10 protein-coding genes are annotated in these 12,243 nt (G+C 57.2%); 6 read left to right on the top strand and 4 right to left on the bottom strand.

The features are described from left to right. The first annotated feature begins 54 nt into the window (after positions 1 to 54). Complete coding sequence (locus L462_RS11030; RefSeq protein ID WP_032678685.1) at positions 55 to 1,089, top strand: Gfo/Idh/MocA family oxidoreductase; 1,035 nt, start codon at positions 55 to 57, stop codon at positions 1,087 to 1,089. Between the two features lie 52 nt (positions 1,090 to 1,141). Further along, on the top strand, positions 1,142 to 1,363 hold the full coding sequence (locus tag L462_RS11035; protein WP_032678684.1) for a zinc ribbon domain-containing protein: 222 nt from the start codon (positions 1,142 to 1,144) through the stop codon (positions 1,361 to 1,363). Here L462_RS11035 and L462_RS11040 read toward each other — a convergent pair. The 3 genes from L462_RS11040 to xseA form a co-directional block, all read right to left on the bottom strand. Continuing rightward, positions 1,360 to 1,710 (bottom strand): protealysin inhibitor emfourin, encoded by a 351-nt coding sequence (locus tag L462_RS11040; RefSeq protein WP_032678683.1) that lies wholly within the window; start codon positions 1,708 to 1,710, stop codon positions 1,360 to 1,362. The two genes, L462_RS11035 and L462_RS11040, sit on opposite strands and share 4 nt — an antisense overlap. Continuing rightward, a complete protein-coding gene (locus L462_RS11045) occupies positions 1,711 to 2,730 on the bottom strand; it encodes a M4 family metallopeptidase (RefSeq protein ID WP_014171157.1) in 1,020 nt (339 codons plus the stop codon). Positions 2,731 to 2,802: 72 nt separating this feature from the next. Beyond that, positions 2,803 to 4,176 carry an exodeoxyribonuclease VII large subunit gene (gene xseA, locus L462_RS11050; RefSeq protein WP_032678682.1) on the bottom strand — a complete coding sequence of 458 codons (1,374 nt, stop codon included), beginning with the start codon at positions 4,174 to 4,176 and terminating at the stop codon, positions 2,803 to 2,805. Between the two features lie 162 nt (positions 4,177 to 4,338). On the opposite strand from xseA, the gene guaB reads away from it, so the two are divergent. Both guaB and guaA read left to right on the top strand, forming a co-directional pair. Beyond that, positions 4,339 to 5,805, top strand: a complete 1,467-nt coding sequence (gene guaB, locus L462_RS11055) for an IMP dehydrogenase (protein WP_032678681.1) — start codon at positions 4,339 to 4,341, stop codon at positions 5,803 to 5,805. Positions 5,806 to 5,872: 67 nt separating this feature from the next. After that, on the top strand, positions 5,873 to 7,450 hold the full coding sequence (gene guaA / locus L462_RS11060; protein WP_014171154.1) for a glutamine-hydrolyzing GMP synthase: 1,578 nt from the start codon (positions 5,873 to 5,875) through the stop codon (positions 7,448 to 7,450). A gap of 57 nt (positions 7,451 to 7,507) precedes the next feature. Here the strand turns inward: guaA and L462_RS11065 are convergent, their stop codons facing one another. Next, positions 7,508 to 8,338 (bottom strand): MurR/RpiR family transcriptional regulator, encoded by an 831-nt coding sequence (locus tag L462_RS11065; protein WP_020883041.1) that lies wholly within the window; start codon positions 8,336 to 8,338, stop codon positions 7,508 to 7,510. 278 nt (positions 8,339 to 8,616) lie between these two features. Here L462_RS11065 and L462_RS11070 point away from each other — a divergent pair, with 278 nt between their 5' ends. Both L462_RS11070 and iolD read left to right on the top strand, forming a co-directional pair. Beyond that, complete coding sequence (locus L462_RS11070; RefSeq protein WP_014171152.1) at positions 8,617 to 10,122, top strand: CoA-acylating methylmalonate-semialdehyde dehydrogenase; 1,506 nt, start codon at positions 8,617 to 8,619, stop codon at positions 10,120 to 10,122. A gap of 11 nt (positions 10,123 to 10,133) precedes the next feature. Then, positions 10,134 to 12,059 carry a 3D-(3,5/4)-trihydroxycyclohexane-1,2-dione acylhydrolase (decyclizing) gene (gene iolD, locus L462_RS11075; protein WP_032678680.1) on the top strand — a complete coding sequence of 642 codons (1,926 nt, stop codon included), beginning with the start codon at positions 10,134 to 10,136 and terminating at the stop codon, positions 12,057 to 12,059. The last annotated feature ends 184 nt before the right edge of the window (positions 12,060 to 12,243 follow it).

Raw genomic sequence — 12,243 nt, 5'->3', positions numbered from 1 at the left:
TCGTCAATACCGGGGCAGGCGTTTGCCCCGGTAATTTACTCGACGAGGTAGAATATGCTGTTAGGGTTTGTTGGTCTTGGCGCGGTGGTGGAAACCGCGTACTTACCCGCACTACACAATCTGTATGGCGATTCACTGCACTGCCTGGGGTTTGATGTTCAGCCTGGCAGACACCCTGAAGGCGTGACGCGCTGCGCCTCTCTCACCGAACTTCTCTCGCATCCTCTTGATACCCTGTTTATTACCACGGCTTCTCTGCAGCATCTTGAGGTGCTGGAGCACGCCCTGGCGTCTCCTGCGGCGCGGATCGTGGTTGAAAAACCCATCGTCGCCACGCTCGCGCAGCTCGAAAAACTGAACAGGCTGCTGGCGTTGCCCGGTGCGGCGTCCCGTGTGCTCGCACTTGACCACTGGATGGCGCGCCTCGCAACGGTTCAGCTTGGGCTGATCGGGACTTTTGCAGATATCGCCAGAATTGACGGTTTTTTGCAGGAACCGAGCGGGTTTAACGCAAAAGGAGAACCTGTCGCGCTTAACTTCGCCATGGGTGAAGTGGACACCCGCACGCTTCGCCATCCTGACGGCGTTATCCTGGACATCGGCACGCATGTGCTGGCGATGCTGCGTGAAACGGTGCGTTATCTGGGGGGCGGGGATGATATGACGCTGCAGGTGGTGGCCGCTACTGACCGGCTTGGGCGTGAGATCAAACAGGGCGATCTCACCACGGCAGAGGGCAGCGCTCATCTTCGCGGGCAGCTTAGTGGCATTCCGGTGGAGATTTGGCTCAACAAATATTCGGGACCGTCAGGCGGGCAAAAAGGGTTACGGCTGTATCTGCATGACGGGCGCGTCATAAGCCACGATCGTCACGGAGCAGAAGATGTGCTCGTGCTGACGGACGGCGATCGGGTTCAGCGCTGGCATATTCCAGGAACGATTTATACGCACTGCCTGGCAGAGCGCATTCTGGGGCAGAAAAGTCTGTTCGAATGTGACCCGGAAGAAGTGAGCCGGACGACACGCCGTCGAATGGCGGAAGTAGAACTGCTGCTGACCTTACAGCAACAGCTGCGTGGCCCGCACTGAGTGCTGCGTGTTAATATCAACGTATTACAGAATGCCCAGCAAAGGAGTCATCATGTCGATTACCTGCCCGGATTGCCACGCAGAGCTTGAAGCGCAAAATGGCGTGGCCCACTGTGAGCACTGCGATAAGGATATCGCGCTCGAAGCCCGCTGCCCGGAGTGTCATCAGCCACTCCAGGTCTTAAAAGCCTGCGGTGCGGTGGATTACTTCTGCCAGAACGGCCACGGCCTGATTTCTAAAAAGCGCGTGGAGTTTGTCCCGGCTGAAGCTTAATCACACACGCAGCCTTCGCCTTTCTGCCATAGCTCGACCAGCGACTCAGGGGCTTCCTGCTCGGGCACCAGCACAATCATATCGGTGTACTGGGCCTGATTGTGCTGAGTCCAGATTATCTGGATGCGAAAATAACGCTGATCGCCACTCCCCGGCGAGGTGGGTTCACCCGGCGGCTGGCCGCGTGGAAATGCCTGCTCCAGGATGTTTACCACGCGCTGACGCTGGGCCTCATTGAGTGACGAAAGCGTAATGGTGCGTTGGCCGCTTAGCTTAGGGATAAAAGCGACGCCGCCTTCCCGGGCCAGCTCAACGACGGCGTCATCTGTGAGTTCCGGAACCTGCATTTACAGCACTCCCACCTGTTCCCAGGCTTGTTTTATCGCAGCCGCCACGTCGCCACCGGACCGTTTCTCGCCGTGGGCAACCGTCAGTTTTGCGAAGGCCTCAAAATCGGCATCTTGCGCCAGGTGACGGTCGCAAACTGTGTCGTACCAGGCATATCCCGCTTTTTCCCAGGCATGGCCCCCAATCGCCTTCGCGGCCAGATAAAACGCCCGGTTGGGAATACCTGAATTCAGGTGTACGCCGCCGTTGTCTTCGCGCGTTTTGATAAAGTCTTTCATGTGCCCAGGCTGCGGGTCTTTACCGAGCAGAGGATCGTCATAGGCGGTGCCGGGCGCTGACATGGAGCGCAGTCCTTTGCCGTTAATACCGTCTGCCAGTAGCCCCTCACCAATCAGCCAGTCGGCTTCATCGGCGGTCTGTTTGAGGTGGTACTGTTTGACCAGCGAGCCAAACACATCTGACAATGATTCATTCAGCGCGCCAGACTGCTCAAAATAGATAAGCCCGGCTTCGGTCTCGGTGACACCGTGGCTTAGCTCATGGGCCACGACGTCAATGGCAATGGTAAAGCGGTTAAATATTTCGCCGTCGCCATCGCCAAAGACCATCTGCTGACCATTCCAGAAGGCGTTCTGATATTCCCGGCCATAGTGCACGGTACCGGTCAGGATCAGGCCTTTATTGTCAAGCGAATCGCGCTGATACATTTTCCAGAAAAAATCATGAGTGACCCCCAAATAATTGTAGGCTTCATCAACGGCCACATCGCCATTTGACGGCTGGCCCTCATAACGCACCTGAGTACCCGGCAGCTCCTGCGTCTGTCTGGCATCGTAAATATCACGCTCCAGTTGACCGGCTTTATTGACGTGCGGCGCGGCGGGTTTGCCCGGCATATGCGCCATGAGCGTTTGCACATGCGTTAACGTCTGACGGGCGCAGCGCTGCTGCGGCTCAGAACCACTTTCGATAATGCGACGAAGAATATAGGGGGGAATGACGCTGTGAAGATATGACATGCTGCTCTCCTTAGTTCGGGCAAGGCCAGATAAAAGGGAATAGCAGCAGTATAGTTTGTAACCGACGAAGAATTATCCGGTTTTTCGCTGGCGCGTTTTTTTCACCGGTTTAATCTCTTTCACTTCGCTCTCCACCCAGCCGTCTGACAGACGGGTGGTGAGAACATCTCCGGCTTTCACCTGCTTCGTTTGCTTCAGCACTTTACCGTCGGTGGCGGTCGTTACGCTATAGCCTCGTGCCAGCGTCGAGAGCGGGCTGACCGCCTCGAGGTGGGTCACGGCGTTGCCAAAGCGTTCACGTGTGATGCTAAGACGTGCGCGGATAGTGTCTGCCAGTCGATACTCAAGCTGTTGAATACGCGTTTGCGCGCGATAAATCTTCGGCTGTGGGTTCTGCTGGTTCAGGCGCTGAGTAATACGCTGCTGGCGCGAGACCGCGCGCTTGAGCTGAATATCCAGCGCGATGTTCATTCGCTGACGCAGACGCTCCAGCACGGTTTGCTGACGGGCCAGCCGCAATTGCGGATGCTGCTGTTGCAGGCGATGATGAAGCTGGGTAAACCGGCGCGTCCGGTTGGCCAGGAAATAGTCCATCGCCATTTCCAGACGCTGCTGACCATTCTGCAGCTGGCGCAGCAGCTCCAGCTGATTGCGGCTCACCACTTCCGCGGCTGCGGAGGGCGTTGGCGCGCGTAAATCCGCCACAAAATCAGCTATCGTTACGTCCGTTTCGTGGCCGACGGCGCTGACGACCGGGATCTGGCTTGCGAAAATGGCCCGTGCCACACGTTCGTCGTTAAAGCTCCACAGGTCTTCCAGCGAACCGCCGCCACGCCCGACAATCAGCACGTCGCACTCCTGACGTGCGTTTGCAAGTTCAATGGCGCGGACAATCTGACCCGGTGCGTCATCACCCTGAACGGCGGTCGGGTAGATGATAACGGGCAGGGACGGGTCGCGGCGTTTGAGGACATGAAGTATGTCGTGCAGTGCCGCCCCGGTTTTTGACGTAATCACCCCAACGCAGTGGGCAGGTGAAGGGAGCGGTTTTTTGAACTGCTGATCGAACAGACCCTCTTGCGAGAGTTTGTCTTTAAGCTGCTCGTACTTCTGCTGCAACACACCTTCGCCCGCAGGCTGCATACTTTCGACGATGATTTGATAATCGCCGCGCGGCTCATACAGGGTGATATTGGCGCGAACCAGAACCTGCTGACCATGCTGAGGGCGAAACGTCACGCGGCGGTTGCTGTTGCGGAACATTGCACAGCGCACCTGAGCGGTGTCGTCTTTTAACGTGAAGTACCAATGACCAGATGAAGGCTGCGTGAAGTTAGAAATTTCACCGCTGATCCAGACCTGCCCCATTTCCTGCTCAAGCAGCAAACGAACCGTCTGATTAAGGCGGCTGACAGTAAAAATTGAGGGGGGTTGAGTGGATAACATGTGAGCGGGATCAAATTCTAAATCAGCAAGTTATTCAGTCGATAGTAACCTGCTGAGAGGGGAGTGCAAGGTTTTTTTATAAAAAAGTGTGGATGCAATCGGTTACGCTCTGTATAATGCCACGGCAATATTTAACCACCCACCAGGTCAGAGATATTGCCCATGCTACGTATCGCTAAAGAAGCACTGACGTTTGACGACGTCCTCCTCGTTCCCGCTCATTCCACCGTTCTGCCGAATACTGCCGATCTCAGCACGCAGTTGACGAAAACGATTCGCCTGAACATTCCTATGCTCTCTGCGGCAATGGACACCGTGACTGAAGCGCGCCTGGCTATCGCCCTGGCACAGGAAGGTGGCATCGGCTTTATTCATAAAAACATGTCTATCGAGCGTCAGGCTGAAGAAGTTCGCCGCGTGAAGAAACATGAATCCGGCATCGTGTCTGACCCACAGACCGTTCTGCCAACCACCACCCTGCACGAAGTGAAAGCCCTGACCGAACGTAACGGTTTCGCCGGTTACCCGGTTGTCACCGAAGATAACGAACTGGTGGGCATCATCACCGGCCGTGACGTGCGTTTCGTGACTGACCTGAACCAGCCTGTCAGCGTATACATGACCCCGAAAGAGCGTCTGGTAACCGTCCGTGAAGGCGAAACCCGTGACGTCGTGCTGGCTAAAATGCACGAGAAGCGCGTTGAGAAAGCACTGGTTGTGGACGCGAACTTCCACCTGCTGGGCATGATCACCGTTAAAGATTTCCAGAAAGCAGAACGTAAACCTAACGCCTGTAAAGACGAGCATGGCCGTCTGCGCGTAGGTGCTGCCGTTGGCGCGGGTGCAGGTAACGAAGAGCGTGTTGACACGCTGGTAGCTGCGGGTGTTGACGTACTGCTGATTGACTCCTCTCACGGCCACTCCGAAGGCGTTCTGCAACGTATTCGTGAAACCCGTGCGAAATACCCAGACCTGCAGATCATCGGCGGTAACGTTGCAACGGGTGCAGGCGCTCGCGCACTGGCTGAAGCAGGCTGCAGCGCGGTGAAAGTCGGTATCGGTCCTGGCTCTATTTGTACCACCCGTATCGTGACTGGCGTAGGCGTTCCGCAGATCACCGCGGTATCCGACGCGGTTGAAGCGCTGGAAGGCACCGGTATTCCGGTTATCGCTGACGGCGGTATCCGCTTCTCTGGCGACATCGCGAAAGCGATAGCTGCAGGTGCTGCAGCCGTCATGGTTGGCTCTATGCTGGCCGGTACTGAAGAATCCCCGGGCGAAATCGAACTCTACCAGGGCCGTTCTTACAAATCATACCGTGGTATGGGCTCCCTGGGCGCGATGTCCAAAGGCTCTTCCGACCGTTACTTCCAGAGCGATAACGCCGCTGACAAACTGGTACCGGAAGGTATCGAAGGCCGCGTTGCCTATAAAGGCCGCCTGAAAGAGATCATTCACCAGCAGATGGGTGGCCTGCGCTCCTGTATGGGTCTGACCGGCTGTGGTACCATCGACCTGCTGCGTACTAAAGCGGAATTCGTACGCATCAGCGGTGCGGGTATCCAGGAGAGCCACGTTCACGACGTGACGATCACCAAAGAGTCCCCGAACTACCGTCTGGGCTCCTGATAAATTTCCGCGCCCGGCTCATGCCGGGCGCTCTGTATTTGTTTCACTTGCCTCGGAATTAGCGTCAATGACGGAAAACATTCATAAACATCGCATTCTCATCCTGGACTTTGGTTCTCAGTACACTCAACTGGTGGCGCGTCGCGTGCGTGAACTGGGCGTTTACTGTGAACTGTGGGCATGGGATGTCACGGAAGCACAGATTCGCGAATTCAATCCAAGCGGCATCATCCTGTCCGGCGGCCCGGAAAGCACCACCGAAGAGAACAGCCCACGCGCACCGCAGTACGTGTTTGAAGCGGGCGTGCCGGTATTCGGCGTTTGCTACGGTATGCAGACCATGGCCATGCAGTTGGGCGGCCACGTAGAAGGGTCTAACGAGCGTGAGTTTGGTTACGCGCAGGTTGAAGTCGTCACCGACAGCGCGCTGGTTCGCGGTATTGAAGACTCCCTGACCGCAGACGGCAAACCGCTGCTGGACGTGTGGATGAGCCACGGCGACAAAGTCACCGCCATCCCGTCTGACTTTGTGACCGTTGCCAGCACCGATAACTGCCCGTTTGCGATTATGGCGAACGAAGAAAAACGCTTCTACGGTGTGCAGTTCCACCCGGAAGTGACCCACACCCGTCAGGGTATGCGCATGCTGGAACGCTTCGTGCGTGATATCTGCCAGTGTGAAGCACTGTGGACGCCAGCAAAAATCATCGACGACGCCGTTGAGCGTATCCGCCAGCAGGTTGGCAATGACAAAGTGATCCTCGGCCTGTCCGGCGGTGTTGACTCCTCTGTCACCGCGATGCTGCTGCACCGCGCAATCGGCAAAAACCTGACCTGTGTATTCGTGGACAACGGTCTGCTGCGTCTGAACGAAGCGCAGCAGGTTATGGATATGTTCGGCGACCACTTCGGTCTGAACATCATTCACGTGGAAGGCGAGAAGCGCTTCCTCGACGCGCTGGCCGGCGAGAACGATCCGGAAGCGAAACGTAAAATCATCGGTCGCGTCTTCGTTGAAGTGTTCGATGAAGAAGCGCTGAAGCTGGAAGACGTTAAATGGCTGGCGCAGGGCACCATCTACCCTGACGTGATTGAATCCGCGGCTTCCGCAACCGGTAAAGCACACGTCATCAAATCTCACCACAACGTGGGCGGCCTGCCGAAAGAGATGAAGATGGGCCTGGTTGAACCGCTGCGTGAGCTGTTCAAAGATGAAGTACGTAAGATCGGCCTGGAACTGGGTCTGCCATACGACATGCTCTACCGTCACCCGTTCCCGGGTCCAGGTCTGGGCGTGCGTGTGCTGGGCGAAGTGAAGAAAGAGTACTGCGACCTGCTGCGTCGCGCGGACGCAATCTTCATTGAAGAGCTGCACAAAGCTGACCTGTACAACAAAGTGAGCCAGGCGTTCACCGTGTTCCTGCCGGTGCGCTCTGTCGGTGTGATGGGCGATGGCCGTAAGTACGACTGGGTTGTTTCCCTGCGTGCGGTAGAAACCATCGACTTCATGACCGCGCACTGGGCGCACCTGCCGTACGACTTCCTGGGCCGCGTCTCTAACCGCATTATCAACGAAGTGAACGGTATCTCCCGCGTGGTGTATGACATCAGCGGTAAGCCACCGGCTACGATTGAGTGGGAATGATTTTCCCCTGATATCACCCCAAACCCTCTGCTTGCGCAGGGGGTTTTTTATTCTCCGTTACTTCCCACTTCCCAGCCGATATGCCAGTGCTACCACCAGCGACTGCACGAGGCACAGCGTCGCCGACTGCGAGCGAAACGCGTCAACCTGCGCCTCTTTCACCACAAAACAGAGATCGCTGAAGGTGGCCAGCGGGCTTATCTGGCTGTCGGTGATCACAATCTGCCGCGCGCCGACGCTGGCGGCGGTTTCGCTGACCATCACCGTCTCTTCCGCATACGGCGAGAAGCTGATCGATACCACGATGTCCTGCGCCTTGATGCGGTTGATCTGCTCACGCAGCATCCCCCCCATTCCGTCGAGCAGAATAGGGCGGCACTCCAGGTGGCTCAGGGCGTAGGTCAGATAGGCGGCGACGCTAAACGAGCGGCGTAACCCGGCGATATAGATTGTGTCGGCGTCGGCCAGCAGTTGTACGGCGCGCTCCAGCATCTCCGGCTCGGCGCGGGCGGCCAGCTGCTGGAGGGCCTGCGCATTTGAACGGGCGAACTCCTGCAGAATATCGAGCGGGGTTTCCGGGACGGCCTGGCTTTCCATTTCGCGAAACAGCCGGGCGCGGTCACTGTAGCTGGCGGTCTCTTCCACCAGGTTCATGCGAAACAGCTGTTTCATCTCGTTGAAACCGGTGAAGTCAAAAGCATTGGCAAAACGGATCAGCGTTGACGGCGGCACATCGGCACGCTCGGCAATGACGGCGACCGTATCAAAGGCCACGCTGTTGGTATTATCCAGCACATAGCGGGAGACCTGCTGCAGCCTCTTGCTCAGGCTATCGTAGCGATCGCGGATTTGCTGCTGCAGCTCATTCAGGCTGGTTGCTGTGGTCATTTTACCCCCTATGCATAGTTTTATGATTCTAAACGCAAAACCGCGTCTTTTAAATGCCGGCCGTCCATCTGGCCTCAAAAATGAAACAGAAGCTTCACGCATTTCAACGCCTGAAATGCCTTAATAGCGCAGGCTGCACCGGTGATGGTGGCTGTTAACATAAAAATCCATCCTTGATCACAATAATCATCATTTATTTTATTTCAACTTAAAATGGAATATTTGTTTCATATATAGTGTTCAGGTAACAGTCACGTATCAACAGCGAGAGGTTAAGGATGGAGACGGTAGCGAATTTTATTCACGGCGAGTGTGTCACCGGTTCAGGCCAGCGCGTTCAGGCAATCTTCAATCCGGCCACCGGAGAGCAGATCCGCCAGGTGGTGATGAGTACGGCACAGGAAACCGAACAGGCGATTGCCGCAGCACAGCAGGCTTTTCCTGGCTGGGCGCGTCATTCTCCACTTAAACGCGCACGCGTGATGTTCCGCTTCAAAGCGCTGCTGGAAGAGAACATGGAGCGCCTGGCCCGCATCATCAGCGAAGAGCATGGCAAAGTCTTCTCCGACGCGGTGGGCGAGTTGACTCGCGGCCTGGAAGTGGTGGAGTTTGCCTGCGGCATCCCGCATCTGCAAAAAGGTGAGCACTCCGCTAACGTTGGCACCGGTGTCGACAGCCACTCGTTGATGCAGCCGCTCGGCGTATGTGCCGGGATCACGCCGTTTAATTTCCCGGCAATGGTGCCGATGTGGATGTTCCCGATTGCGCTGGCCACCGGCAACACGTTCGTGCTGAAACCGTCGGAAAAAGATCCCTCTCTGGCGCTCGCGCTGGCAAAACTGCTGAAAGACGCCGGCCTGCCAGACGGCGTGTTTAACGTGGTGCAGGGCGATAAAGAGTCGGTTGACGTGCTGCTGACTGACCCGCGCGTGCAGGCTGTGAGCTTTGTCGGTTCAACGCCGATCGCCCAATACATTTACGAGACCGCCTCCGCCCACGGTAAACGCTGTCAGGCGCTGGGCGGGGCAAAAAACCACTGCATCTTAATGCCGGATGCCGATATGGATATGGCGACGAACGCGATTATGGGCGCTGCCTTCGGCGCGGCGGGAGAACGTTGCATGGCGCTGTCGGTGGTGCTGGCGGTGGGGGATAACACCGCTGATGAACTCTGTTCCCGGCTCGAAAAACAGATTGCCGCGCTGCGCGTCGGACCGGGTCTGGACCAGACGCCAGAGAACGAAATGGGGCCGCTTATCTCCTCGGCACACCGTAACAAAGTGCTGGGCTATATCGACAGCGGGGAAACTCAGGGAGCGCGCCTGCGCGTGGATGGCCGTGGGTTCAGCGTGAAAGGCCACGAGCAGGGCTATTTTGTCGGACCAACGCTGTTCGATAACGTCACGCCGGAGATGACCATCTATAAAGAAGAGATTTTCGGGCCGGTACTTTCTGTGGTGCGTGTTGCAGATTACAGCAGCGCGGTGGACCTGATTAACCGGCATGAATATGGTAATGGCTCGGCAATATTTACCCGTGACGGTGGCTGCGCGCGCCGCTTCTGCGAAGAGGTGCAGGCGGGGATGGTTGGGGTGAACGTGCCGATCCCGGTGCCGATGGCGTTCCACAGTTTTGGTGGCTGGAAGCGTTCGATCTTTGGTGCGCTGAATGTCCACGGCAACGACGGCGTGCGTTTCTACACCCGAATGAAAACCATCACCGCACGCTGGCCGGAAATGCAGCAGGAGACTGGCGCTGCGTTCTCCATGCCGACGCTGGGCTGACAGGAGGTTTTATGCAAACCGAACGTATGACCATGGCTCAGGCCCTGGTCAGATTCCTTAATCAACAGTATGTCTCCATTGATGGACACGAAACGCCCTTCGTGGAGGGCGTGGCGACCATTTTTGGTCACGGCAACGTGCTGGGTATCGGCCAGGCGCTGGAGCAGGATCCTGGCCACCTGCAGGTGATGCAGGGGTGTAACGAACAGGGCATCGCCCATATGGCGACCGGATTCGCTAAACAGCATCGCCGTCGGCGCATTTTTGCCGTCACCTCATCCGTCGGGCCCGGCGCGGCTAATATGGTGACGGCCGCGGCGACCGCCACCGCGAACCGCATTCCGCTCCTGCTGTTACCGGGGGATATCTATGCCAGCCGCCAGCCCGATCCGGTTTTGCAGCAAATCGAGCAGTACCACGATCTCAGTATCAGCACCAACGACTGCTTCCGTCCCGTTTCACGCTACTGGGACCGCATTAACCGTCCGGAACAGTTAATGAGCGCGATGTTAAATGCGATGCGAACGCTTACTGACCCTGCAGCAACGGGAACAGTGACCATTTGCCTGCCGCAGGACGTACAGGGCGAAGCCTGGGATTATCCCATGAGCTTCTTTGCGCGTCGCGTGCATCACATTGAACGCCGTCCGCCTGACCCCCAGCGTCTGGCCCAGGCACAGGCGTTGATTGCCCGTAAACACCGTCCGCTGGTGGTGTGTGGCGGGGGCGTGTGTTATTCCGGCGCGCATGAGGCATTTCGGGAATTTGTCGAGGCGCTGCAACTGCCGTTTGCCGAAACCCAGGCCGGAAAGGGGGCGCTGGTAAGCGATCACCCCCTTAATCTGGGGGGGATCGGTGTGACGGGCGGAATGGCCGCTAACCAGCTTGCACCCAGGGCGGATTTGGTGATTGGCATCGGCACGCGCCTGACGGACTTTACCACCGGCTCCAAAGCGCTCTTTTCCCATCCGGACGTCGAGTTCCTGCTTTTGAACGTCGCCGAGTTTGATGCCCTGAAACTGGATGCCACGGCGCTGATTGCCGATGCGCAAACCGGGCTGCACGCTTTATCGCAGGCGCTCCCGGCGTACCGAAGCCACTGGGGAGAGGAGATTGCTCAGGTGAAATCTGCCTGGCATGCGGAGTGCCAGCGCTTATGGGGCCGTCAGTGGCATCCCGACGATGCGCCTGAAGTGGCAGGGCACCTTGATGCGCAGCTGGCGGAATACGGTGAGGCGCTCAACACCCGTCTGACCCAGACGCGGGTGCTGGGGCTTATCAATCAACATATCGAAGATAATGCCATCGTCGTGGGCGCGGCCGGATCGCTGCCCGGGGATTTACAGCGCCTCTGGCAGGTGAAGACGCCGGACAGTTATCACCTGGAGTACGGCTACTCCTGCATGGGGTATGAGATTGCGGCGGCGATAGGCGCGAAGCTTGCCAGCCCGCATCAGCCGGTTTACGCCATGGTGGGGGATGGCTCCTACATGATGCTGCACTCCGAGCTACAAACCGCGGTGCAGGAGGGGATTAACGTCACCGTTTTGCTGTTTGATAATGCCAGCTTCGGCTGCATTAATAACCTGCAGATGGGGCACGGGATGGGGAGCTTCGGTACGGAAAACCGTCATCGAAACCCAGATTCAGGCCGGCTTGACGGGCCGCTGGTAAAAGTCGATTTCGCCCAGAACGCGGAAAGCTACGGCTGTCGCGCGTGGCGGGTCCACGACGAGCAGAGTCTGCTGGCGGCGCTGGAGGCGTCGCGGGCGCATCCTGGCCCAACGCTGCTGGATATCAAAGTGCTGCCAAAAACCATGACCCATGATTACGCGTCATGGTGGCGAACCGGTGATGCGCAGGTCGCGGGATCGTCTGCGGTGCGCAAAGCCGCCGAGCAAACCCAGGCGCAGGTGAAAAAAGCACGCCAGTATTAAGTATTTCCCGCCATAACGAAATTTTCATTTCATTTTTCACTGCCTTCATTCTCACCCTCTCCCGCCACGGGAGAGGGCACACCTGTCGCCATTTTGTCCCCTGTGTTCCTGTGGCAAGTGCATCGCGGCGCGGCTGCAATGTTGTGATATTGATAACAAAATTTATCTCAATCATCTCAAAAGT

The sequence above is a fragment of the Enterobacter sp. BIDMC 26 genome, assembly GCF_000534435.1.
In the GTDB taxonomy this organism is placed as follows: domain Bacteria; phylum Pseudomonadota; class Gammaproteobacteria; order Enterobacterales; family Enterobacteriaceae; genus Enterobacter; species Enterobacter ludwigii.
The sequence above is the reverse complement of the archived record's forward strand: the minus strand, read 5'-3'. Positions and strand labels throughout refer to the sequence as shown.

What these genes read in the sequence shown, in the direction of transcription:
- L462_RS11030 (WP_032678685.1), top strand. Translation starts at nt 55, where the DNA reads ATGCTGTTAGGGTTTGTTGGTCTTGGCGCGGTGGTGGAAACCGCGTAC.
- L462_RS11035 (WP_032678684.1), top strand. Translation starts at nt 1,142, where the DNA reads ATGTCGATTACCTGCCCGGATTGCCACGCAGAGCTTGAAGCGCAAAAT.
- L462_RS11040 (WP_032678683.1), bottom strand. Translation starts at nt 1,710, where the DNA reads ATGCAGGTTCCGGAACTCACAGATGACGCCGTCGTTGAGCTGGCCCGG.
- L462_RS11045 (WP_014171157.1), bottom strand. Translation starts at nt 2,730, where the DNA reads ATGTCATATCTTCACAGCGTCATTCCCCCCTATATTCTTCGTCGCATT.
- xseA (WP_032678682.1), bottom strand. Translation starts at nt 4,176, where the DNA reads ATGTTATCCACTCAACCCCCCTCAATTTTTACTGTCAGCCGCCTTAAT.
- guaB (WP_032678681.1), top strand. Translation starts at nt 4,339, where the DNA reads ATGCTACGTATCGCTAAAGAAGCACTGACGTTTGACGACGTCCTCCTC.
- guaA (WP_014171154.1), top strand. Translation starts at nt 5,873, where the DNA reads ATGACGGAAAACATTCATAAACATCGCATTCTCATCCTGGACTTTGGT.
- L462_RS11065 (WP_020883041.1), bottom strand. Translation starts at nt 8,338, where the DNA reads ATGACCACAGCAACCAGCCTGAATGAGCTGCAGCAGCAAATCCGCGAT.
- L462_RS11070 (WP_014171152.1), top strand. Translation starts at nt 8,617, where the DNA reads ATGGAGACGGTAGCGAATTTTATTCACGGCGAGTGTGTCACCGGTTCA.
- iolD (WP_032678680.1), top strand. Translation starts at nt 10,134, where the DNA reads ATGCAAACCGAACGTATGACCATGGCTCAGGCCCTGGTCAGATTCCTT.